This window comes from Leifsonia araucanica, assembly GCF_051161895.1.
GTDB lineage: Bacteria > Actinomycetota > Actinomycetes > Actinomycetales > Microbacteriaceae > Leifsonia.
Genome location: NZ_JBMBTW010000002.1, coordinates 1,046,851 through 1,068,653, shown reverse-complemented (window position 1 = coordinate 1,068,653; position 21,803 = coordinate 1,046,851). Strand labels below are relative to the sequence as shown.

Genomic DNA, 21,803 nt, shown 5'->3' with positions numbered 1-21,803 from the left:
GGCCACGGTTTCCCGTGGCCTGCTGTGGGCGATACCGGACTCGAACCGATGACCTCTTCCGTGTGAAGGAAGCGCGCTACCAACTGCGCCAATCGCCCTGGGGTTTCGCTGCCGTGAACCGGCTGCGAGACTCGATACTAGCCGACGAACGGGGCCCGGCGCACATCCGGCACGCGACACACCCGGCTGCATGACCCGGTTTGGTTTTCCGCGTCGGCATCGGCTAAAGTCATTCAAGTGCCGCAGAGATGCGGAACGAAATGCGGATGTAGCGCAGTTGGTAGCGCATCACCTTGCCAAGGTGAGGGTCGCGAGTTCGAATCTCGTCATCCGCTCGAGTCAGCCCGACCGAAAGGTCGGGCTTCTCACAACGGTGGTGAACCCAAACGGTGGATTGGCCGAGAGGCGAGGCAGCGGCCTGCAAAGCCGTATACACGGGTTCGAATCCCGTATCCACCTCCAACCTGGAACCATCCAGGCTTGGGCGATTGGCGCAGCGGTAGCGCGCTTCCCTGACACGGAAGAGGTCACTGGTTCGATCCCAGTATCGCCCACCATTACAACCCCCGGTTCGCCGGGGGTTTTTTCGTGCGCCGGCACGCGCTAACCGCAGCTCGCGGACACGTCGTCACCCAGCCTCGCCCCAAGGACGGCCTCGCCGGTGAACGACCCACGTGGACCTTTCGCGAACCGGAGCACATCGTGACCGCCGCGGGCGACGACGTCGTACTGTCCAGCAGTAAACGCGTCGTAGCCGTCCACGGGCAGCGGGTCTCCGCAGAGCGCCACCGAGTGGAAGAACAGCCCATCCTGCTCGAGGATGGCCAGACTGCGGTGATGCCAGGTGAGCGTCCGGACCACAACGGTATGCCCGGGAACAGCGAGCCGCTGGTATGAGTTCACGCTGGCGAACGCGGCAACGAACACCAGGCCGCATCCGAACGGCAGCGCTGCCAGGACCAGCAGCCCGGCGACCACGCGGACCAGGAATCTCCAGAGCGGCCGTCGGAGGCGCGCGGCCAGGGCGGCCGACTGGAACAGGGCGACGACGCCGCAGCCTGTGGCGATCATGATCAGCAGCAGTCCGAGCTGGGAGCCGTCGAGCGTTCCCACCAGCAGTACGCCGCGCGGCCCGGAGTCGGCTGCGTAGAGCGACACGCCTGCGACCGCGAGCAAAACGGACAGCGTGACGGGCATCCACCCCAGAACCGTTCGCCACCGCACCATTCCACCGTGACGCAGGAGTGCGGCGTGCACATCGCTCCAGCGGTGCAGACTCCTCATCCGTCAGGACCATCCGTGCATCGGCCACGAGACACCGCGCGGCGGCGCCCAACCCGCAGGAGTAGAGTGCGCCGCGTGACGGACAACACACCTGAATCCACCGACACCCCGATCGCATACACAGCCCTCACGAAGGGCACACCCGTCCTCGCGGAGGACGGCACGCAGATCGGCACCGTCGAGCACGTTCTGCAGGACAGCACGATCGACCTGTTCGACGGGATCGCGATCCACACCGGCCGGGGCGTGCGGTTCGTGGACGCGGATGCCGTCGGCCGGATCACGACCGGGGCCGTGCACACGACGCTGACCGCTCAGGATGCGGAGGCGCTGCCCGAACCGCAGGGCACCGAAGTGCTCGACGCCGATCCGGACGAGTTCGGGGGCAACGGGCTCAGCGCCTGGTTCGGCCGGATGTTCCTGCGTGAGCACTGGATGCGCCGCAAGGAATAGAAGCAGGAGACGGGATCAGCCACCCACCCCGCGCGCACTAAGCTTGAACGGTTCCGATTCAATCGATCCAAGGAGTGGAAAAGGTGGCTGACGGCTTCGAGCTCTTCACCGACCGTTCCGTTGTCGCGATGCGCGTCAACGGCGAGCTGAAAGATCTCGCAACGCAGGTCACGACCACGGACACCGTCGAACCGGTGACCATCGACTCCCCGGATGGGCTGAACATCCTGCGGCACTCGACCGCGCACGTTCTCGCGCAGGCCGTTCAGGCGATCAACCCGGAGGCGAAGCTCGGCATCGGGCCGCCCATCACCGACGGGTTCTACTACGACTTCGACGTCGCAGAGTCTTTCACCCCGGAAGACCTCAAGGCGCTCGACAAGGAGATGTCGCGCATCGTGCGCGCCGGCCAGCGTTTCGTGCGCAGGGTCGTCACCGACGACGAGGCGCGCGCAGAGCTCGCGAACGAGCCGTACAAGCTGGAGCTCATCGGGCTGAAGGGCGGCGTCGTCCACGGCGACACCGCGGCGTTCGACGAGAGCGAGTCCGTCGAGGTCGGCGGTGCAGAGCTCACCATCTACGACAACGTCGACCCGAAGACGGGGGAGACGGTCTGGAAGGACCTCTGCCGCGGCCCGCACCTGCCCAACACCCGGATGATCGGGAACGGCTGGTCGCTCACCCGCGTCGCGGCGGCGTACTGGCGCGGCAACGAGAAGAACAAGCAGCTGCAGCGCGTCTACGGCACGGCCTGGCCGACCAAGGACGAGCTGCGCGCGTACCAGACGCGCATGGAGGAGGCCGCCAAGCGCGACCACCGCAAGCTCGGCTCCGAGCTGGACCTGTTCAGCTTCCCGGAGGAGATCGGCTCTGGACTGGCGGTGTTCCACCCCAAGGGCGGCATCATCCGCAACGAGATCGAGAACTTCATGCGCGAGCGCCTGATCGCGAACGACTACGAGCTGGTGAACACCCCGCACATCACCAAGGGCCGGCTGTACGAGATCAGCCAGCACCTCAACTGGTACAAGGACGGGATGTTCCCCGCCATGCACCTGGACGAAGAGGTGGATGCGGAGGGTCACGTCACCCGCCAGGGCCAGGACTACTACCTCAAGCCCATGAACTGCCCGATGCACAACCTGATCTATCGGGCGCGCGGCCGCAGCTACCGTGAGCTCCCGCTACGGCTGGCGGAATTCGGCACCGTGTACCGCTACGAGAAGAGCGGCACGCTGTCCGGCCTGACCCGTGTGCGCGGCCTCACCCAGGACGACGCGCACATCTACGTCACCGACGAGCAGATCAAGGACGAGGTCGCGCGCCAGCTCGAATTCGTGCTCGAAACCCTGCGCGGTTACGGCCTCACCGACTTCTACCTCGAACTCTCGACGAAGGACCCGGACAAGTACGTCGGCTCCGACGAGAGCTGGGAGCAGGCGACCGAGACGCTGCGGCAGGTCGCGGTGGAGTCCGGTCTCGAACTGGTCGCCGACCCGGGCGGTGCCGCGTTCTACGGCCCCAAGATCTCGGTGCAGGCGCGGGATGCGATCGGCCGCACCTGGCAGCTGTCCACCGTCCAGCTCGACTTCAACCAGCCCGAGCTGTTCGAGCTGGAGTACACGGCGGCCGACGGAACGCGCAAGCAGCCCGCGATGATCCACCGCGCACTGCTCGGATCGATCGAGCGGTTCTTCGCGATCCTGCTGGAGCACTACGCCGGGGCGTTCCCGGTGTGGCTGTCCCCGGTGCAGGTCGTCGGCATCCCGGTCGCCGACCAGTTCGGCCCGTTCCTCGACGACGTGATCTCGCGCCTCAAGGCGAAGGGCGTCCGCGCAGAGGTCGACCACTCCGACGACCGGATGCAGAAGAAGATCCGCACGCACACCAAGGCGAAGGTGCCGTTCCAGCTCATCGTCGGCGAGGAGGACGCGTCGGCCGGCACGGTCAGCTTCCGCTTCCGCGACGGCACGCAGCGCAACGGCGTGACGGTCGACGAGGCGATCGACAGGATCGTCTCCGCGATCGAGAAGCACGAGCAGGTCGACACGGCATGGCTCGACTGAGCCTCGACGACTACGCGGACGCCTCCGGAGCGGACGGGACTCCCGCCGCATCCGGAGCGGACGCCGCAGCCGCAGCCAGGGGAGCCGGGGCAGCCGGGGACGTCCGCATCGACGACCCCGGCTACCTCGTCGGCGTTCCTGACGAGTTCCAGCGCCTCTGGACGCCGCACAGGATGGTCTACATCCAGAACGGCCAGCAGCCGGGCGCGGACGACTGCCCGTTCTGCGTCGCGCCCACCATGAGCGACGAGGATGCGCTGATCGTGGCGCGCGGGACGCACGCGTACGCGCTGCTCAACCTGTTCCCGTACAACAGCGGCCACCTGCTGGTCTGCCCGTACCGCCACATCGCCACCTACGACGAGGCGACGCCGGAGGAGATCGCCGAGATCGGCAGCATCACCCAGACGGCGATGCGGGTCATCCGGCAGGTGTCCAAGAACGACGGCTTCAACATCGGCATGAACCAGGGCGCCATCGCCGGCGCGGGGATCGCCGCGCACCTGCACCAGCACATCGTGCCGCGGTGGGCTCAGGATGCGAACTTCCTGCCCATCATCGCGAAGACGAAGGCGCTGCCGCAGCTGCTCGGCGACGTCCGCGCAGCCATCGCGGACGCCTGGCCGAAAGACTGACCGGCAGCCCCGTTCAGCGCACCTGGCGCACGGCGAACTGCTCGCGCGGGTGCGCGTAGAACTCCTGCGACTCGACGAGCTGCAGCTCCCGCTCACCGGAGTCGAGCGTCCTGCTCAGCAGGTCGTAGACGCTCGACACCGTCTTGCGGAGCGCGGACTCCGCACTGCCGTCGCGCAGGTAGTGCGCCGTGAACAGGGCGGCCGTGACATCGCCGGAGCCGTTCGCCTTCATCGGCAGCCGGGGGGTCTGCACGATCCAGGCGCCGCTGCCGTCGACGGCGAGCATCTCGATGGTGTCCGGCTCGGCATCCGGGCGTTCGACGCTCGTGACCAGCACGGTGTCCGGGCCCATCGCGCGCGCAGCATCCACCGACTCCAGGGTGGACTCGAGCGTGTCCGGCGATGTGCCGGTGAGGAACCCGAGCTCGAACTGGTTCGGCGTGATGATGTCGGCGACCGGAACCACCCTGTCGCGCAGCAGGTCCGGGATGGCCGGGGCGACGAAGCATCCGGACTTCGCGTTGCCCATCACCGGGTCGCAGGCGTAGACCGCATCCGGGTTCGCGGCCTTCACCCGTGCGACCGCGTCGATGATCACGTCGCCGATGCCCTCGCCGCCCTGGTATCCGGAGAGCACGGCGTCGATCTGCCCGAGCACGCCGCGCTCCTCGATGCCGGTGATGACCTCTCGCACATCCTCCGGGGCGATCAGCGGCCCGCGCCAGGCGCCGTAACCGGTGTGGTTGGAGAAGTTCACCGTGTAGACGGGGAGCACCTCCACCCCGATGCGCTGGAGCGGGAAGACGGCTGCGGAGTTGCCGACGTGGCCGTACGCCACCGCGGACTGGATGGAGAGGATCTTCATCCCTCGATCCTCTCATCCCTTCGGGTGGCGCTCATCCCGCGGCAGGCTCAGCGTGGGGCGGCGTCGTTCAGCGGGCGGCGTCGGCCAGGTCGTCGGCCAGTCGCAGCGTCTCGTCCTCGGTGAGGTCGTGGACGGTGAGCCGCAGGTGGTGGGAGGGCGCTGCGCGCTCGGTGAGCAGGAACTCGTCGCCGGTGCGCGCCAGCCAGCCGCGCCGCATGAGGCGCTCCGCGACCGTCTTCGCCTCGATCGGCAGCTCGACCCAGAGGTTGAGGCCGTCGCCCGCCTCGGTCGGCAGCCCGCGCTCGGCCAGCAGTGCCGCGAACGCCGCGTTGCGCTCCGCATAGTGGCGCCCCGCCTCCGCGATCTGCTCCTGCACCGCCTCGTCGGTGAGCTGCGCGAGCACGAGGCGCTGCAGCAGGTGGCTCACCCAGGTGGTGCCCGGACTGAGCCGCAGGGCGAGGCGTTCGGCGGTCTCCGGGTCGGTCGCCGCGATGGCGAGGCACATGTCGGGGCCGAGGAACTTCGAGACGGAGCGGACGAGCGCGACCCGGCGGTGGGTCGGGCCGATCAGCGTCTCGTACGGACGCTGCGACAGCATCGAGAAGTGGTCGTCCTCGATGACCAGGACGTATGGATGCTCAGCCAGCAGCTCGCGCAGGGCGGCGGCCCTTCGCGGTGTGAGAGTCGAGCCGGTGGGGTTCTGCGCTCGCGGGGTGCAGATGATCGCGCGCACGCCGGCGTCGAGGGCGTCCTTCAGGCCGGCGACGGTCATCCCCTCCGCGTCGACGGGGACGGGCACCGCCCGGTAGCCGCCGAGCCGCACCGTGTGGATGCTCGCCAGGAAGCACGGGTCTTCGAGCGCGACGGCGTCGTCGCGGAGCAGGGCCTGGGCGAGCAGGCGCTCGACGGCGTCGACGGCACCGCTGGTGACGGTGATCCGGAGGTCGACGCCGGGGAGGTCGGCGGCCGCCCAGTCGCGGGCGTGGCGTTCGAGGGCGGGGTCGATCACCGGCTCGCCGTAGAGCACGGGCCGGCCGGCCGCGCGGGCGAGCGCTCTGCTCGGGTCCGGGATGCGGCGGGTGTCCGGGTTGCCTGTGCCGATGTCGCGCAGCACGGTGTCGGCCGCGTAGCCCTCCTGGGCGACGGCCTCGTGCCCCGCGACGACCGTGCCTGCTCTGCCGCGAGCGACGACGACGCCGGCCTGGGCGAGCATCCGGTATGCGGCGACGGCCGTGTTGCGGTTCACGCCGAGCAGGGCGGCGAGCTCGCGGACAGGGGGGAGTGCGTCCCCGGTGCGGAGTTCGCCGCGCTCGTGCAGTCCGCGCACGCTGTCCGCGATCTCCGCGGCCGTCGTGCCTGTGATGATCTGTTCCATGACGCTCCCGAGTTTAGCGAGCGCGAGGCCGGGTGCTATCGTTTGGCATAGGTCAAAGATGAATTAGTTCCAGACGAGAGGACCACGATGGCTGACACCGAACAGAGCGCCGCCACCGGATCGAACCGGGTCAAGCGAGGCCTGGCAGAGATGCTGAAGGGCGGCGTCATCATGGACGTCGTCACCCCCGAGCAGGCGCGCATCGCCGAGGACGCCGGCGCCGTCGCCGTCATGGCACTCGAGCGCGTTCCCGCCGACATCCGCGCCCAGGGCGGCGTCGCCAGGATGAGCGACCCCGACCTGATCGAGGCCATCATCGCCGAGGTGTCCATCCCGGTCATGGCGAAGGCCCGCATCGGCCACTTCGTCGAGGCGCAGGTGCTCGAGGCGCTCGACGTCGACTACATCGACGAGTCCGAGGTGCTCTCGCCCGCCGACTACGTCAACCACATCGACAAGTGGGGCTTCACCGTCCCCTTCGTCTGCGGTGCGACCAACCTGGGTGAGGCGCTGCGTCGCATCAACGAGGGCGCGGCGATGATCCGCTCCAAGGGCGAGGCGGGCACCGGAGACGTCTCCGAGGCCACCAAGCACATCCGCAAGATCAAGTCGGAGATCGCCGCTCTCAGTGCGATGAGCAAAGACGAGCTGTACGTCGCGGCCAAGGAGCTGCAGGCGCCGTACGACCTCGTCGCCGAGATCGCGGAGACCGGCTCGCTGCCCGTCGTGCTGTTCACGGCCGGTGGTGTCGCCACTCCCGCGGACGCCGCGATGATGATGCAGCTCGGCGCGGACGGCGTGTTCGTCGGCTCCGGCATCTTCAAGTCGGGCAACCCCGAGCAGCGCGCTGCGGCGATCGTGAAGGCCACCACCTTCTACGACGACCCCAAGGTCATCGCCGAGGTGTCCCGCGGACTCGGCGAGGCGATGGTCGGCATCAACGTCGCCGACCTCGCAGCACCGCACCGTCTCGCCGAGCGCGGCTGGTAAGTGACGGCGGAATCGACGGCGCCGGTCGGCGTCCTGGCCCTGCAGGGGGACTTCCGCGAGCACATCGCGGTCCTGCGCGGGCTGGGCGCCGACGCGGTGCCGGTGCGCAGACCCGCCGAACTGGCGGAGGTGGCCGGGCTGGTCATCCCCGGCGGCGAGTCCAGCGTGATGGACAAGCTGTCCCGCACCTTCGGGATGGCCGAACCGCTCAAGCAGGCCATCGCGAGCGGGCTGCCGGTGTACGGCACCTGCGCAGGGCTCATCATGCTGGCCGACCGGGTGCTCGACGGTATCCGCGGCCAGGAGAGCCTCGGCGGGCTGGATGTGTCCGTGCGGCGGAACGCGTTCGGCTCGCAGCTCGACTCGTTCGAGACCGACCTGCGCATCCCGGCGGTCGGCGACGAGCCGATGCACGCCGTGTTCATCCGGGCGCCGATCGTGGAGAGCGTCGGCGAGAAGGCGACGCCGCTCGCGCAGCTGGACGACGGGCGTGTCGTCGCCGTGCGGCAGGGCAACCTGATCGGCACGTCGTTCCACCCGGAGATCACCGGGGACACGCGGTTCCACGAGTACTTCCTCGGGCTGGTCCGCGAGCGCGCGGAGAGCGCAGCTTAAGCGTCCCGCTGGCACGCGGCGTCGCGCATCCACGGGCGTCGTGCGGGGAAGTGGGGCCCGGCGCGTCCTACAATGGTCAGGATCTTTAGACGTAACTGAGGGAGCACCAGTGTCCGGGCATTCCAAGTGGGCAACGACCAAGCACAAGAAGGCGGTCATCGACCAGCGCCGCGCCAAGTCGTTCGCCAAGCTGATCAAGAACATCGAGGTCGCGGCCAAGATGGGCGGCGCCGACCTGTCCGGCAACCCCACCCTGGTCGACGCCATCCAGAAGGCGAAGAAGACCTCGGTCCCGAACGACAACATCGACCGCGCCGTCAAGCGCGGTGCCGGACTCACCGGTGAGTCCATCGACTACGCGACGATCATGTACGAGGGATACGGTCCCAACGGCATCGCGCTCCTCATCGAGTGTCTGACGGACAACAAGAACCGCGCGGCCGCCGAGGTCCGCACGGCGATGACGCGCAACGGCGGCACCATGGCCGACCCGGGCAGCGTCGCGTACAACTTCCACCGCAAGGGTGTCATCGTCGTCCCGCACGCGGACGGCCTGACCGAGGATGACGTGCTCACGGCCGTCCTCGACGCCGGTGCGGAAGAGGTTACCGACCGCGGTGAGTCGTTCGAGGTGCAGACCGAGGCGACCGACCTGGTCGCCGCCCGCACCGCCTTGCAGGACGCGGGGATCGACTACGACTCCGCCGACGTCGAGTTCGTCGCGAGCCTCAACATCGAGGCGGACGCGGAGACCGCGCGCAAGGTGTTCCGCCTGATCGACGCGCTCGAAGACTCGGACGACGTGCAGAACGTCTACACCAACCTCGACCTCACCGCCGAGGTCCAGGCCGAGCTCGGCGAAGACGAGTAGCGACAGGCCATGTCGGTGCGCGTACTCGGCATCGACCCCGGTCTGACCCGCTGCGGCGTCGGGATCGTGGATGTGCGACCCGACCGCACGGCGACGCTCGTCGAGGTGGTCGTGGTGCGCACCCCGCCGACGATGCCGCTCGAACAGCGGCTGCTCGCCGTCGGAGACGAACTGGAACGGCTGTTCGACGCCCATCGTCCGGCGGCCGTCGCCATCGAGCGCGTCTTCGCGCAGCAGAACCTGAACACCGTAATGGGGGTCGCCCAGGTGAGCGGTGTCGCGCTGCACGCCGCTGCGAAGCGCGGGCTGCCCGTCGCCCTGCACACCCCGTCCGAGGTGAAGGCCGCTGTGACCGGATACGGTTCGGCGGACAAGCGGCAGGTGCAGGCGATGGTCGCGCGCATCCTGGGCCTGGCGGAGGTGCCGAAACCGGCCGACGCCGCCGACGCTCTCGCCATCGCGATCTGCCACGCCTGGCGCGGCGCCCCCGCAGCACCGGCATCGGCCGGGGCAGTGGATGCGCGGTCGCTGACCCCTGCGCAGGCCGCGTGGCGCGCCGCGGAGCGCTCCACCCGGGCGTCGGCGGTGCCCCGTAGGCTGGCCAAGTGATTTCCTCCCTCCGCGGCGCGGTGCTCCAAGCGGCAGGCGGCTCGGCCGTGATCGAGGTCGGCGGTGTCGGGTTCTCCGTGCAGCTGACTCCCGACCACGTGCTGTCCCTGCGCGTCGGGGACGAAGCGTTCGTGTACACCTCCCTCATCGTCCGCGAGGACGCCCTGCAGCTCTTCGGCTTCGCCGATGTCGAGCAGCTGCAGGTCTTCGAACTCCTGACGAGCGTGTCCGGCGTCGGTCCGAAGTCCGCCATCGGCGTGCTGTCCGTGCTCGCCCCCGACCAGATCGCCGAGGCGGTCGCCGCCGACGACGACGCGCCGTTCCGCAAGGTGTCCGGCATCGGCCCGAAGACGGCGAAGCTGATCGTCGTGCAGCTCGCCGGCAAGCTCGCCGTGACCCGCAGGGCTCCCGTCGCCGTGAGCAAGCCGGGCGCTCCGTCGTCGGTGGGGGACAGCGTGCTGGTGGCGCTGGTCGGTCTCGGCTGGCCGGAGAAGGTGGCGGCGGAAGCGGTGGCCGAGGTCGTCGCCGACACCGACGAGAAGCTGCGTGACAGCGTCCAGACCCTGCTTCGGCTCACCCTGGCGCGGCTCGGGCCCGCCGCGCAGACCGGTGCATCGTCGCAGCGAGGGCAGGTGGCCCGATGAGCGACGACGACCTCACGACCCCCGAACTCGAGTCGGAGTCCGAACTCGCCTTCGAGGGAGCGCTCCGCCCGCGTTCCCTTGCAGAGTTCGTCGGTCAGGCCAAGGTGCGCGGTCAGCTTCAGCTGCTGCTCACCGCGGCGAAGATGCAGGACCGCACGGCGGACCACATCCTGCTCGCCGGTCCTCCCGGACTCGGAAAGACCACGCTCGCGATGATCGTGGCGCACGAGAGCGAGCGCCCGCTCCGTCTGTCGAGCGGCCCGGCCATCCAGCACGCCGGCGACCTCGCGGCGCTGCTGTCGTCGCTGACGCCGGGGGAGGTGCTCTTCATCGACGAGATCCACCGCATGGCGCGCTCCGCCGAGGAGATGCTCTACCTCGCGATGGAGGACTTCCGGATCGACATCATGGTCGGCAAGGGCGCGGGCGCCACGTCCATCCCGCTCGACGTCGCCCCGTTCACCCTGGTCGGGGCGACGACGCGGTCCGGGCTTCTCCCGAACCCGCTGCGCGACCGCTTCGGCTTCACGGCGCACCTCGAGTTCTACGACGAGGCGGAGCTCACCCAGGTGCTCACCCGCGCGGCCGTCATGCTCGACTTCCAGGTCGACAAGGCCGCTCTCGCCGAGATCGCGGGCCGGTGCCGCGGAACGCCGCGTATCGCCAACCGCCTGCTGCGGCGCGTGCGCGACTACGCGCTCGTGCACGGCGGAGAGGCCGATGTCGCCGCCGTCCGCGCGGCGCTCGACCTCTACGACGTGGATGCGCTCGGTCTCGACCGCCTCGACCGCGCGGTCCTCACCGCCATCCTCGAACGTTTCGAGGGCGGTCCGGTCGGGCTGAACACCCTCGCGGTCTCCGTCGGAGAGGAGGCTGAGACGATCGAATCGGTCGTCGAGCCCTTCCTGGTGCGGATCGGACTGCTCTCGCGCACCCCCAGAGGGCGGGTGGCGACCCCCGCTGCGTGGCGTCACTTCGGGCTCTCCGGCCCCAAGCTAGGACTCTCACAGCAACCATCACTGATAGATGACATATAATTCAAGCTGGCCTCTCGGCCACTCCCACAAACCCCACCGGAAGGTTTGGCAGATTTCATGCCCATTGACCCGTTAACCATTGTGATGGTCGTCATCCTGGCGGCCCTCATCTTCTTCATGTTCCGCAACAGCCGCAAGCGCCAGAAAGAGCAGGCTGAGACGCGCTCGAAGATGGTCCCTGGCGCAGAGGTCATGACCAACTTCGGCCTGTACGGCACGCTTCTCTCCGTCAACGAAGACGACAACACGGCCCTCGTCGAGACCAGCCCTGGCACCGTCCTCAAGGTGCACCGCCAGGTGCTCGCCCGCGTCGTCGAGCCGACGACCCCGGAGCCGGCAGCGGCCGACGTGGTCTCGTCCGAGCCGCAGCTCAACGAAGACAACGCCATCCCCCTGTCCGAGCCCGAGTTCGGCGAGCGTCTCGACGACGCTTCGAAGAAGCCCGGCTCGAAGAGCGACGACTGATCCGTTAATCCCTTTGTGCGACGGCGCCGGTGCCGGCGTCGTCGCGCGCGTAGAAAGCTGAGTACCTAGGTGGCAAAGTCGACCCCGGTCAAGAAAGCCTGGCGTTCGTTGAGTTGGCTTGGCGCCATCGTGGTGGTTCTCCTCGGAGTCCTCACGGCCGGTGTCATCTGGGGAAATGCCACCTGGCTGCCCAAGCTCGCCCTCGACCTCGAGGGTGGAACGCAGATCATCCTGGCTCCGCAGGTGGAGAACGGTCAGACCGTCCAGCAGCAGCAGCTGGACCAGGCCGTGTCGATCATCCGCCAGCGCATCGACGCCTCCGGCGTGTCCGAGGCGCAGATCTCCACTGAGGGATCGCGGAACATCGTGGTCTCCCTGCCCGGCACGCCGGACCAGGCGACGCTCGACAGGGTGAAGGCCAGCGCGCGCCTCGACTTCCGTCCCGTCCTCGCCACCAGCGGGCCGACCAATGAGGTCGTCGGGGCGGACGGCAAGAGCACCCCGGCCCCGAGCCCGGCTCCCGGACTGCAGTCGACGCCGTCCACCAAGCCGACGAACGGCAGCGACCTGGCCTGGGTCACCCCGGAGCTGCAGGCGCAGTTCGACGCGTTCTCGTGCACGACGGCCAACCTGGAGAACGTCAACCAGGCGCCGACGGACAAGCCGCTCATCACCTGTGACGACGCCAAGACGGTCAAGTATCTCCTCGGCCCCGTCGAGGTGAAGGGCCAGGACATCAAAGACGCGAACAGCGGCCTCGCCCAGACCTCCAGCGGTGTCAGCAACGGCCAGTGGGCCGTCAACATCATCTTCAACGACGCAGGCACCAAGGCGTTCGCGGATGTGACCACCCGCCTCAACGGCCTGCAGGGCGCGCAGAACCAGTTCGCGATCGTGCTCGACGGCAAGGTCATCTCGGCTCCGACCACGAACGCGGTCATCACCGACGGCCGCCCGCAGATCACGGGTAACTTCACCGAGGCGACAGCCAAGACGCTGGCCGACCAGCTGAAGTTCGGCGCCCTGCCGTTCAGCTTCAAGGTGCAGAGCCAGGACACCATCTCGGCCACCCTCGGCTCGACTCAGCTGATGAGCGGTCTGATCGCCGGCGCGATCGGCCTCCTGCTCGTCGCCATCTACACGTTCTTCCAGTACCGTCTGCTGGGTTTCGTGACGATCATCTCGCTGGTGGTCGCCGCGGTGCTCACGCTCCTGACGATCTCCCTGCTGTCGTGGCACTACGACTATCGACTGTCGTTGGCAGGTGTGGCGGGCCTCATCGTCGCCATCGGATTCACAGCCGACTCGTTCATCGTCTACTTCGAACGAATACGTGACGAGTTGCGCGACGGCAGAGGTCTGGAGTCCGCCGTCGAGGCGGGCTGGACCCGCGCCCGCCGCACGATCTACGCGTCGAAGGCCACGAACCTGCTGGCCGCCATCGTTCTCTACGTGCTCGCCGCGGCGAACGTCCGGGGCTTCGCGTTCACGCTCGGTCTCACGACCATCATCGACGTGATCGTGGTGCTGCTCTTCACGCACCCGACGCTGCAGCTGCTCGCGCGCACCAAGTTCTTCAGCACCGGTCACAAGGCCTCCGGTCTCGACCCGCAGGCCCTGGGCGCCGTGTACCGCGGCGCAGCCCAGTTCCGCAAGCCGACGGTCACCGTCAGCGCGGGCAAGGCCGCGTCCAGCGGCAAGGAGGCGGCTCGCCGCCAGACCATCGCCGAGCGCAAGGCTGCAGAGCTCGCCGGTGCTTCCGCGTCGTCGTCATCGACGTCCTCTGATCGCTCGACCGAGGGGAAGGACTCCTGATGGCCAGCCGACTCACCAAGTTCGGAAACGACCTCTACACCGGCGCACGCTCGTTCGACTTCGTCGGCAAGCGCAAGATCTGGTACGCCATCGCGGCAGCGATGGTCATCATCTCCATCCTGATCCCCGTGCTCAAGGGTGGCTTCAACTTCAGCATCGAGTTCCGCGGCGGTTCGCAGTTCACGGTGACGAACGTCGAGACCACCGACCAGGCGAAGGCCCAGGAGGCGCTCACCAGCGTCGTCCCGAACGCCGTCGCCCACGTGAGCTCCGTCGGCTCTGACGCTGTCCGCGTGCAGACGGACCAGCTCTCCGAGGCGCAGACCAAGCAGGTCGCCGACGCGCTGGCGAAGGCGTACGACGTGCCGGTCACCGAAGTGGCGTCCACGTTCATCGGCCCGTCGTGGGGCGCTGACGTCACGCAGCAGTCCATCCAGGGCCTCGTGGTGTTCCTGCTCCTCGCGTTCATCGCAATGGCGCTGTACTTCCGCACCTGGAAGATGTCGGCGTCGGCCATCATCTCGCTGTTCCACGACCTCATCATCACGGCGGGCATCTACGCGCTCGTCGGGTTCGAGATCTCCCCGGCGACCATGATCGGCTTCCTGACGATCCTTGGTTACTCGCTCTACGACACCGTGGTGGTGTTCGACAAGGTGCGAGAGAACACCAAGGAGGAGATGGACCTCACGAGACGCACGTTCGCGGAGTCGGTGAACCTCGCGGTGAACCAGACCCTGGTGCGCTCGATCAACACCGCCGTCGTCGCCGTGCTCCCCGTCGCCTCGATCCTCTTCATCGGTGCTTTCTGGCTCGGTGCAGACACGCTGCGCGACATCTCGCTCGCGCTGCTCATCGGCATCATCGTCGGCACGTACTCGACCATCTTCCTGGCCGCGCCGATGTACTCGCAGTTCCGCGAGGGCGAGGCAGCCGTGCGCAAGCACGACCAGAAGGTGCTCGCCATCCGTCCGAAGGCTGCCGTGCAGCCCGAAGCCGTGCCGGTCGCGGCGGAATAGCAGGAGAGCGTGAGCGGTTCTTATCTGTCGGAAGACGAGGTGAGCGCCGAGCGCGCGCACGAGCTCGTCGAGTCGGGTTCGGCCTGGCTGCTCGATGTCCGAGAGGCACACGAGTGGGAGGCCGGGCACGCACCCGCCGCTCACCACATCCCGCTGTACGAGATCGAGTCGCGCCAGCACGAGCTGCCGGAGGATCAGCAGATCCTGGTGGTCTGCCTCTCTGGAGGCCGGTCGCGGCTCGCGACCGATGCGTTGAACCGTGCGGACTATCCGACGGCCAACGTCGCCGGGGGGATGTACGCCTGGCAGGCGAGCGGAGCGCCCGTGGTGCGCGACGACGGCTCGCCGGGGGCGGTCGCCTGACCGCCGAATCCCGCCCTGTGTCAGAACAGGGTGCGAGGACGGCGATAATGGACGACAGGAGGCGCGCACATGGTTGATACTTCGACACCACAGGCCGCTTCGCTGCGCCGTCTCGTTCCCCGCATCTTCTCCCGCGCTCAGCCGGCCGGTGCGGTTGACACGTTGATCCGCACGGTGCGCCTGCACCACCCGAAGGCCGACCTCTCGCTGATCGAGCGCGCGTACGCCGTGGCGGAGCGCGCGCACTCCGGCCAGAAGCGCCGGTCCGGCGAGCCGTACATCACGCATCCCGTCGCTGTCGCGCAGATCCTCGCCGACCTCGGCATCGGGGCCAAGACGATCGCCGCCGCGCTCCTGCACGACACGGTGGAAGACACGGAGTACACGCTCGACGAACTGCGGGATGCGTTCGGCGACGAGATCGCGATGCTGGTCGACGGCGTCACCAAGCTTGACAAGGTCAAGTACGGCGACAGCGCCCAGGCCGAGACAGTCCGCAAGATGATCGTGGCGATGTCGAAGGACATCCGCGTGCTGATCATCAAGCTGGCCGACCGCCTGCACAACGCGCGCACCTGGGGCTTCGTGCCCGCCGCCTCCGCCACCCGCAAGGCGACGGAGACGCTGGAGATCTATGCTCCGCTGGCGCACCGCCTCGGAATCCAGACGATCAAGTGGGAGCTCGAGGACCTGTCGTTCGCGGTGCTCTACCCGAAGCTGTACGCCGAGATCGAGAGCCTGGTGCGTCAGCGCACGCCGGAGCGTGAGCGCCTGGTGCAGCAGGTCATCGACGCGATCAACGACGACCTGAAGGCCGCCAAGATCCGCGGCAAGGTGGTCGGCCGCCCGAAGCAGTACTACTCGATCTACCAGAAGATGGTGGTCAGGGGCCGCGAGTTCGACGAGATCTACGACCTGGTCGGCATCCGCATCCTGGTCAACTCGGTGCGCGACTGTTATGCGGTGCTCGGCCAGATCCACGCCAGGTGGACGCCGATGCCCGGCCGGTTCAAGGACTACATCGCCACCCCCAAGTTCAACCTGTACCAGTCGCTGCACACCACGGTCGTCGGCCCGGAGGGCCGCCCGGTGGAGATCCAGATCCGCACGGAGGAGATGCACCAGCGCGCAGAGCTCGGTGTGGCTGCGCACTGGAAGTACAAGGAGCAGACCACCGGCAAGAGCGCCGGGGGACCCGCACGGTCGGAGACCGACCTCGCCTGGCTCGCCCACATCTCGGACTGGCAGGCGGAGACCGCGGACCCGAGCGAGTTCCTCGACTCCCTGCGCTTCGAGATCGGCGCCAAAGAGGTCTACGTCTTCACGCCCAAGGGTCGCGTGATCGGCCTGCCGGCCGGTGCGACCCCGGTGGACTTCGCGTACGCCGTGCACACCGAGGTCGGCCACCGCACGATGGGGGCGAAGGTCAACGGCCGCCTGGTGCCGCTGGAGAGCTCGCTGACGACCGGCGATGTGGTCGAGGTCTTCACCTCGAAGAACCCCGACTCCGGTCCGAGCCAGGACTGGCTGAACTTCGTCAAGAGCCCTCGGGCGCGGAACAAGATCCGTCAGTGGTTCACCAAGGAGCGCCGCGACGAGGCGATCGAGCAGGGCAAGGATGCGATCGCGCGAGCCATGCGCAAGCAGAACCTGCCCCTGCAGAAGCTGATGTCGCAGGATTCGCTGATCGAGGTGGCCTCGCTGCTCAAGTACGACGATGTCTCGTCGCTGTACGCGGCCGTCGGCGAGGGGCACGTCTCCACGCAGTCGGTGATCGAGAAGATCGTCGCCTCCGTGCAGACCGAGGCGGAGTCCGACGCCGGTGACATCGACCTGCCCGTCAAGGGGCGTTCGCGGAAGCTGCGCGACAGCGACTCCGGTGTGCTCGTGCGCGGCGCACCTGACATCCTGGTCAAGCTGGCCAAGTGCTGCACCCCGGTGCCCGGCGATCCGATCGTCGGATTCATCACCCGGGGAGCCGGCGTCTCCGTGCACCAGTCGAACTGCCACAACGTGCAGTCGCTGATGCAGGAACCCGACCGCATGATCGACGTGGAGTGGGCGCCGAGCTCGAAGAGCGTGTTCCTGGTGCAGATCCAGGTCGAGGCGCTCGACCGGTCCGGTCTGCTCTCCGATGTGACGCGCGTGCTGTCCGAGCATCATGTGAACATCCTTTCTGCGACGGTGACGACATCGAGCAATCGCCTCGCGCTCAGCAGGTTCGTGTTCGAAATGGGTGACACCACCCACCTCGACCGGGTGCTGAACGCCGTGCGGCGCATCGACGCCGTCTACGACGTCTACCGGGTCAGCGCGGGCTGACCGCGAGACGCGAAGCGGTCAGGGCCGTCAGGGCCGTCGGAGCCGGCTGCGCACGACGCCGAGGCCGCACCGCGAACTCGGCCAGGGCGGTGAGTCGGTCGACGCGCGCCAGGGAGCGGCGGGCGCCCCAGCGCGGTGATGCGCGCATCCGGGAGCGGAGGGCGGCCACGGAGACGCCGGAGATGCCGAGCAGGTGGCGCACCTGCGCTGCGGTGTCTGGAGGGAACCGTCCGTCGGCGCAGATCAGGTCGAGCGCCGTGCGCTCCGGCGACGTGACCCGCGCAACGCCGATGCGCTGAACGTCGCCGCGCGCGAACGTCGACTGTCTGCTGTCGAACTCGGCCGGGATGCGCCCTCCGCGGTTGCGCGTGTCGACGCACACCTGCAGGCGGGCGGGTGGAGAGGCGCGCGCCCCGTGGATCCACGCGGCCGTGCCCCTGTCGGCGATCGCGAACGGCGGGGCTTGCGCGGTGAACGCGTGGGCGCGCAGCTCCGCGGACTCCGGAGTGTCGAGCGTGGCGAACGAATCGCCCACCCGGTAGAGCTGGCCGTCGAGGCAGAGCGCCATCAGTTCGGCGAGAGGGAGGACGTCGGGACCGAGGAGGCGGGGGAGGAGTGCTGTCATGCATCCACTGTGCGGTGGGGGGACGCGGAAAAGACTCAGGCCGCCGAATCTGTGCAGATTCGGCGGCCTGTGAAGAACTCGGCGGGTCAGCCGAGGGCGTCGAGCCAGATCTTCCTGGCGTCGAGCGCCTCCTGCGCTTCCTTCACCTTGCGCGCGTCGCCGCTCGCCTTCGCGTCGTCGAGCTCCTGCTCGAGCTTGGCGATGGCGGCGTTGAGCTGGCTCGCCAGACCTTCGGAGCGGGCCTTCTTCTCCGGGTTGTTCTTCTCCCAGTGCTCTTCGTCCAGCTTGCGGACGGCGGCCTCGACCTTGCGCAGACGATCTTCGATCGGACGCACCTGCTCGCGCGGCACGCGACCGATCTCGTCCCAGCGCTGCTGGATGGAGACCAGCGCGTTGCGGGCGGACTCGCGGTTCGTGGCCTTCAGCAGCGGCTCCGCCTCGTCGAGGAGGGCCAGCTTGAGCTGGAGGTTGGCTTCGTACTCGACGTTGTCGCGCGCATCCACTTCCGCCTTCGCGGAGTAGATGGCGTCGCCGGCCGCCTTGAAGCGCGCCCACAACGCGTCGTCGTTGCGCTTGCCTGCACGACCGGCGAGCTTCCACTGGTCGAGCAGCTGGCGGTACTCCGGCACGCCGTCGGCACCGCGCGGGATGAGCGCCTCCGCCTGCTCGATGAGCGCCGTCTTGCGGGCACGCACGTCGCGGTGCTGGTTGTCCAGCTCGGCGAAGAACGCCTTGCGGTTGTGCTCGATGGTGGAGCGGGCGGCGCGGAACCGCTTCCACAGCTCGTTGGCCTCGTTCTTGGGGATGCGAGGACCGTCGTGCTGGTGGCTCTGCCAGCGGGCGAACAGCGCATCCAGTGCTGCCGTCGTCTGCTTCCACTGCGTGCGGGCCGGATCTTCGGCGGCGAGGGCTTCTGCCTCCTCGACGATGGCGGTGCGCTCCGCGACGGCCTGCTCGACGGCGGCCTTGGCCTCTGCGGTCTGCTGCTCGGTGAGCTCTTCGACGGTGCCGCCGAGCGCATCCAGCCGGGTGGCGAGGGAGGCCAGGTCTCCGACGGCGTTCGCACCGTCGATGGTGGTGCGGAGGGTCGCGACGGCCTTGGCGATGTCGGAGGCCGGGGCTCCGCGACGGGCGCGCTGCTCGAGGAGCGTCACCTGACCGGCGAGGTCGGTGAACTTGCGCTCGAAGTACGCGAGCGCCTCCTCGGGAGTTCCGTCGGGGTACTGGCCGACGGCCCGCTCGCTCTCACCCTCGCGGACGAAGACGGTGCCGGTCTCATCGACACGACCCCACGGTTGCTGATCAGTTGTAGCCAAGAGCCTCACCTTGCTGATGTGCGGTGCGGGCGCAGAACGCCCCACGGTTGCGAAATAGCCTATTGCACGAGGGCGCGGCGTGCAGCCGTCGGCCGCCCTCGTGCGTCACTTGACGGTGAAGCTGTCGATCTTCGTGGCGACCGCCGGCTTTCCGTCGGATTGTCCGTTGGCCGTTCCCTTGTCGGCGACATCCGAGATCAGGGTGTCGAGACCGCTCGTGACCTTGCCGATCACGGTGTATCCGCCCGCGGTGTCCGAGCCGATCGTCGTGTCCTTGTAGACGATGAAGAACTGGCTTCCCTGGCTGCTGGCATTGTTGCTCTGCCTGGCCATCGCGATCGTGCCCGCCGGGTACTTGTCGTCCTTCGGCGCGTTCTCGATCGGGCCGTACGAGTATCCGGGGCCGCCGCTTCCGTCGCCCTTCGGGTCGCCGCACTGCAGCACGTAGAAGCCGCCGTTGGTGAGGCGGTGGCAGGTGAGGCCGTCGTAGAACTTCTTCTGGGTGAGCGCGATGGTCGACGAGACGGCCTGGGGGGCCTTTGCGCCGTCGAGCTCGACGCCGAGCGGGATGCCGTTGATCGTCATCGTGCCGGTCCACGTGCGGTCCTCGGCGAGCGTCTTCGGCGGAAGCGTGAGGGCGGCGGAGGATGCGGACGGCGCCGGGGAGCCGGAGGCGGTCGGCGTGCCGGGCTTCGCGAAGAAGAGGAGCTGCGTTCCGATGGCGAGGACGACGACGATCAGCACGGCGACGCCGGCGATCCAGTTGTCTCTGACGCGCCGCTTGACCTTCTTCTCGTGGACGGTCTGCCGCGCCTGGTACGCGCGCAGCCGCTCCCGAGCCTGCCTGGCTTCGCGGTCGTTCTGCTTGTTTGGTGCCACGTGTGTCCTCCGGAGCGCGCCGTCGTGCGAAATACTCGACCCGTCGCGCAACGCCCGAGGATCAGGATGAACCCTATTGGACCCGCCTCTGAGCGGCAAAGTCGCCGCTCCCAGGTTCGGCGGCAGGGGAGCGGCGGCGGGAGCGGCGGCGGGAGCAGGAGCGGGAGCGGCGGGAGTGTCGGTGGGAGCGACTAGCCTGGTCACGTGGTCGACGTGCAACCTGGGCTCCGCACCGGAGCGAGGCCTCTCGCTGTGCGGATGAGGCCGAAGTCGCTCGACGAGGTGGCCGGGCAGAAGCACCTGCTGCGTCCGGGATCGCCGCTGGTCAGCCTCGCGTCGGACCAGAGCGGGGAGACGGGCTCAGTGTCCGTCATCCTCTGGGGTCCTCCCGGCACGGGCAAGACCACGCTGGCGCAGGCCATCGCGCACTCGTCCGGCCGCCGGTTCGTCGAGCTGTCCGCGGTGACAGCCGGGGTCAAGGACGTGCGCCTGGTGATGGACGAGGCGCTCTCCACCCGCGACCTCTATGGCGTCTCGACCGTGCTGTTCCTGGATGAGATCCACCGCTTCACCAAGGCGCAGCAGGATGCGCTGCTCCCCGGCGTCGAGAACGGCTGGGTCATCCTCGTGGCGGCCACGACGGAGAACCCGTCGTTCTCCGTCATCTCGCCGCTGCTGTCCCGGTCGCTCCTCCTGACTCTGGAGACTCTCAGCGACGACGACCTCGGCACGGTCATCGACAGGGCGGTCGCCGACGATCGCGGTCTCGGCGGGCACTACACGCTCGACGCGGAGGCGCGGGCGGCGATCGTCCGGCTGGCGTCGGGGGATGCGCGGCGCGCGCTCACCGCGCTCGAAGCCGCGTCGGTGAGTGCGGCGTCGTCGACCCCGGCCACGTCGAAGAAGAAGCCGGTGATCACGGCCGAACTCGTCGCCCAGGCGGTCGACAGGGCCCTGCTGCGCTACGACAGGAACGGCGACGAGCACTACGACGTGATCAGCGCGTTCATCAAGTCGGTGCGCGGTTCGGACGTCGACGCCTCCCTGCACTACCTCGCGCGCATGATCGAGGCGGGGGAGGACCCGCGCTTCATCGCCAGGCGCATCATCATCCTGGCGTCGGAGGACATCGGCCTGGCAGACCCGCAGGCGCTCGTGGTCGCGGTGGCGGCGGCGGACGCCGTGCAGCTGATCGGGATGCCGGAGGGGCGCATCCCGTTGGCGCAGGCCGTGGTGCACCTGGCGACGGCTCCGAAGTCCAACGCCGCGTACATGGCACTGGATGCGGCGATCGCCGACGTGCGCGCCGGCCGCATTGGGCGCGTGCCCAAGCATCTGCGCGACGCGCACTACCCGGGCGCGAAGCGGCTCGGCCACGGCAAGGGATACAAGTACCCGCACGACGACGCCCTCGGCGTGCTGCAGCAGCAGTACCTCCCCGACGAACTCCGGGATGCGACGTACTACGCACCGACCGAACACGGCAACGAGCGCGACGTGTCCGCGCGGCTGGCGAAGCTGCGCAGGATCGTGCGCGGGCGCTGACCCGTCATCT

The 21,803-nt window shown here is 68.4% G+C and carries 21 protein-coding genes and 4 tRNA genes; 18 read left to right on the top strand and 7 right to left on the bottom strand.

All coding sequences use genetic code 11. The features are described from left to right. Positions 1 to 25: 25 nt before the first annotated feature. Positions 26 to 98 (bottom strand) — tRNA-Val (locus tag ACN6M5_RS05155). A gap of 164 nt (positions 99 to 262) precedes the next feature. Between ACN6M5_RS05155 and ACN6M5_RS05150 the strand changes: the two genes are divergently transcribed. From ACN6M5_RS05150 to ACN6M5_RS05140, 3 genes are all read left to right on the top strand, one after another. Further along, positions 263 to 335 (top strand) — tRNA-Gly (locus ACN6M5_RS05150). 53 nt (positions 336 to 388) lie between these two features. Next, a tRNA-Cys gene (locus tag ACN6M5_RS05145) sits at positions 389 to 462 on the top strand. Positions 463 to 482: 20 nt separating this feature from the next. Further along, positions 483 to 557: transfer RNA gene (locus tag ACN6M5_RS05140), tRNA-Val, on the top strand. Between the two features lie 46 nt (positions 558 to 603). On the opposite strand, the gene ACN6M5_RS05135 is transcribed toward ACN6M5_RS05140, so the two are convergent. After that, on the bottom strand, positions 604 to 1,197 hold the full coding sequence (locus tag ACN6M5_RS05135) for a hypothetical protein (protein ID WP_434948770.1): 594 nt from the start codon (positions 1,195 to 1,197) through the stop codon (positions 604 to 606). 162 nt (positions 1,198 to 1,359) lie between these two features. Here ACN6M5_RS05135 and ACN6M5_RS05130 point away from each other — a divergent pair, with 162 nt between their 5' ends. The 3 genes from ACN6M5_RS05130 (at position 1,360) to ACN6M5_RS05120 (ending at position 4,438) form a co-directional block, all read left to right on the top strand. Further along, complete coding sequence (locus ACN6M5_RS05130) at positions 1,360 to 1,737, top strand: hypothetical protein (RefSeq protein ID WP_434948769.1); 378 nt, start codon at positions 1,360 to 1,362, stop codon at positions 1,735 to 1,737. An 83-nt stretch (positions 1,738 to 1,820) separates the two neighbouring features. After that, the gene (gene thrS / locus ACN6M5_RS05125; RefSeq protein ID WP_434948768.1) at positions 1,821 to 3,803 is read left to right on the top strand and encodes a threonine--tRNA ligase; all 1,983 of its coding nucleotides are present in this window, start codon (positions 1,821 to 1,823) and stop codon (positions 3,801 to 3,803) included. Then, positions 3,791 to 4,438: an HIT family protein gene (locus tag ACN6M5_RS05120; protein WP_434948767.1), complete on the top strand. Its 648-nt coding sequence runs from the start codon at positions 3,791 to 3,793 to the stop codon at positions 4,436 to 4,438. Before thrS ends, ACN6M5_RS05120 begins: the two co-directional genes overlap by 13 nt. 13 nt (positions 4,439 to 4,451) lie before the next feature. On the opposite strand, the gene pdxY is transcribed toward ACN6M5_RS05120, so the two are convergent. Continuing rightward, positions 4,452 to 5,303, bottom strand: a complete 852-nt coding sequence (gene pdxY, locus ACN6M5_RS05115; RefSeq protein WP_434948766.1) for a pyridoxal kinase PdxY — start codon at positions 5,301 to 5,303, stop codon at positions 4,452 to 4,454. 67 nt (positions 5,304 to 5,370) lie between these two features. Further along, positions 5,371 to 6,678 (bottom strand): aminotransferase class I/II-fold pyridoxal phosphate-dependent enzyme, encoded by a 1,308-nt coding sequence (locus ACN6M5_RS05110; protein WP_434948765.1) that lies wholly within the window; start codon positions 6,676 to 6,678, stop codon positions 5,371 to 5,373. Positions 6,679 to 6,765: 87 nt separating this feature from the next. On the opposite strand from ACN6M5_RS05110, the gene pdxS reads away from it, so the two are divergent. The 11 genes from pdxS to ACN6M5_RS05055 all read left to right on the top strand — a co-directional run bounded on the left by pdxS (position 6,766) and on the right by ACN6M5_RS05055 (position 17,428). Beyond that, positions 6,766 to 7,668, top strand: coding sequence for a pyridoxal 5'-phosphate synthase lyase subunit PdxS (gene pdxS / locus ACN6M5_RS05105; RefSeq protein WP_085367772.1), 903 nt, complete (start codon positions 6,766 to 6,768; stop codon positions 7,666 to 7,668). Further along, positions 7,669 to 8,283: a pyridoxal 5'-phosphate synthase glutaminase subunit PdxT gene (pdxT, locus tag ACN6M5_RS05100; protein ID WP_434948764.1), complete on the top strand. Its 615-nt coding sequence runs from the start codon at positions 7,669 to 7,671 to the stop codon at positions 8,281 to 8,283. 109 nt (positions 8,284 to 8,392) lie between these two features. After that, on the top strand, positions 8,393 to 9,154 hold the full coding sequence (locus ACN6M5_RS05095; RefSeq protein ID WP_085367770.1) for a YebC/PmpR family DNA-binding transcriptional regulator: 762 nt from the start codon (positions 8,393 to 8,395) through the stop codon (positions 9,152 to 9,154). Between the two features lie 15 nt (positions 9,155 to 9,169). Beyond that, entirely contained in the window at positions 9,170 to 9,763 is a 594-nt protein-coding gene (gene ruvC / locus ACN6M5_RS05090; RefSeq protein ID WP_434952317.1) for a crossover junction endodeoxyribonuclease RuvC, read from the top strand. Beyond that, positions 9,760 to 10,407 carry a Holliday junction branch migration protein RuvA gene (ruvA, locus tag ACN6M5_RS05085; protein WP_085367768.1) on the top strand — a complete coding sequence of 216 codons (648 nt, stop codon included), beginning with the start codon at positions 9,760 to 9,762 and terminating at the stop codon, positions 10,405 to 10,407. The genes ruvC and ruvA overlap by 4 nt, the downstream gene beginning before the upstream one ends. After that, on the top strand, positions 10,404 to 11,444 hold the full coding sequence (gene ruvB / locus ACN6M5_RS05080) for a Holliday junction branch migration DNA helicase RuvB (RefSeq protein ID WP_434948763.1): 1,041 nt from the start codon (positions 10,404 to 10,406) through the stop codon (positions 11,442 to 11,444). The genes ruvA and ruvB overlap by 4 nt, the downstream gene beginning before the upstream one ends. A gap of 57 nt (positions 11,445 to 11,501) precedes the next feature. Continuing rightward, complete coding sequence (yajC, locus tag ACN6M5_RS05075; protein WP_085367766.1) at positions 11,502 to 11,909, top strand: preprotein translocase subunit YajC; 408 nt, start codon at positions 11,502 to 11,504, stop codon at positions 11,907 to 11,909. Between the two features lie 69 nt (positions 11,910 to 11,978). Continuing rightward, entirely contained in the window at positions 11,979 to 13,724 is a 1,746-nt protein-coding gene (gene secD / locus ACN6M5_RS05070; RefSeq protein ID WP_434948762.1) for a protein translocase subunit SecD, read from the top strand. After that, positions 13,724 to 14,743 (top strand): protein translocase subunit SecF, encoded by a 1,020-nt coding sequence (secF, locus tag ACN6M5_RS05065; protein WP_434948761.1) that lies wholly within the window; start codon positions 13,724 to 13,726, stop codon positions 14,741 to 14,743. Before secD ends, secF begins: the two co-directional genes overlap by 1 nt. Positions 14,744 to 14,752: 9 nt before the next feature. After that, positions 14,753 to 15,106 carry a rhodanese-like domain-containing protein gene (locus tag ACN6M5_RS05060; protein WP_085367763.1) on the top strand — a complete coding sequence of 118 codons (354 nt, stop codon included), beginning with the start codon at positions 14,753 to 14,755 and terminating at the stop codon, positions 15,104 to 15,106. Positions 15,107 to 15,175: 69 nt separating this feature from the next. Then, the gene (locus ACN6M5_RS05055; RefSeq protein ID WP_085367762.1) at positions 15,176 to 17,428 is read left to right on the top strand and encodes a RelA/SpoT family protein; all 2,253 of its coding nucleotides are present in this window, start codon (positions 15,176 to 15,178) and stop codon (positions 17,426 to 17,428) included. Here ACN6M5_RS05055 and ACN6M5_RS05050 read toward each other — a convergent pair. The 3 genes from ACN6M5_RS05050 to ACN6M5_RS05040 all read right to left on the bottom strand — a co-directional run bounded on the left by ACN6M5_RS05050 (position 17,415) and on the right by ACN6M5_RS05040 (position 20,248). Further along, positions 17,415 to 18,053, bottom strand: coding sequence for a type IV toxin-antitoxin system AbiEi family antitoxin (locus ACN6M5_RS05050; protein ID WP_434948760.1), 639 nt, complete (start codon positions 18,051 to 18,053; stop codon positions 17,415 to 17,417). The two genes, ACN6M5_RS05055 and ACN6M5_RS05050, sit on opposite strands and share 14 nt — an antisense overlap. An 86-nt stretch (positions 18,054 to 18,139) precedes the next feature. After that, entirely contained in the window at positions 18,140 to 19,369 is a 1,230-nt protein-coding gene (locus ACN6M5_RS05045) for a DUF349 domain-containing protein (RefSeq protein WP_168689565.1), read from the bottom strand. 105 nt (positions 19,370 to 19,474) lie between these two features. Further along, positions 19,475 to 20,248 (bottom strand): peptidylprolyl isomerase, encoded by a 774-nt coding sequence (locus tag ACN6M5_RS05040; RefSeq protein WP_434948759.1) that lies wholly within the window; start codon positions 20,246 to 20,248, stop codon positions 19,475 to 19,477. A gap of 204 nt (positions 20,249 to 20,452) precedes the next feature. Here ACN6M5_RS05040 and ACN6M5_RS05035 point away from each other — a divergent pair, with 204 nt between their 5' ends. After that, positions 20,453 to 21,793 (top strand): replication-associated recombination protein A, encoded by a 1,341-nt coding sequence (locus ACN6M5_RS05035; RefSeq protein ID WP_434948758.1) that lies wholly within the window; start codon positions 20,453 to 20,455, stop codon positions 21,791 to 21,793. Positions 21,794 to 21,803 lie beyond the last annotated feature (10 nt).

What these genes read in the sequence shown, in the direction of transcription:
- ACN6M5_RS05055 (WP_085367762.1), top strand. Translation starts at nt 15,176, where the DNA reads ATGGTTGATACTTCGACACCACAGGCCGCTTCGCTGCGCCGTCTCGTT.
- ACN6M5_RS05120 (WP_434948767.1), top strand. Translation starts at nt 3,791, where the DNA reads ATGGCTCGACTGAGCCTCGACGACTACGCGGACGCCTCCGGAGCGGAC.
- ACN6M5_RS05050 (WP_434948760.1), bottom strand. Translation starts at nt 18,053, where the DNA reads ATGACAGCACTCCTCCCCCGCCTCCTCGGTCCCGACGTCCTCCCTCTC.
- yajC (WP_085367766.1), top strand. Translation starts at nt 11,502, where the DNA reads ATGCCCATTGACCCGTTAACCATTGTGATGGTCGTCATCCTGGCGGCC.
- ACN6M5_RS05135 (WP_434948770.1), bottom strand. Translation starts at nt 1,197, where the DNA reads ATGCCCGTCACGCTGTCCGTTTTGCTCGCGGTCGCAGGCGTGTCGCTC.
- pdxY (WP_434948766.1), bottom strand. Translation starts at nt 5,303, where the DNA reads ATGAAGATCCTCTCCATCCAGTCCGCGGTGGCGTACGGCCACGTCGGC.
- pdxS (WP_085367772.1), top strand. Translation starts at nt 6,766, where the DNA reads ATGGCTGACACCGAACAGAGCGCCGCCACCGGATCGAACCGGGTCAAG.
- ruvB (WP_434948763.1), top strand. Translation starts at nt 10,404, where the DNA reads ATGAGCGACGACGACCTCACGACCCCCGAACTCGAGTCGGAGTCCGAA.
- ACN6M5_RS05110 (WP_434948765.1), bottom strand. Translation starts at nt 6,678, where the DNA reads ATGGAACAGATCATCACAGGCACGACGGCCGCGGAGATCGCGGACAGC.
- secF (WP_434948761.1), top strand. Translation starts at nt 13,724, where the DNA reads ATGGCCAGCCGACTCACCAAGTTCGGAAACGACCTCTACACCGGCGCA.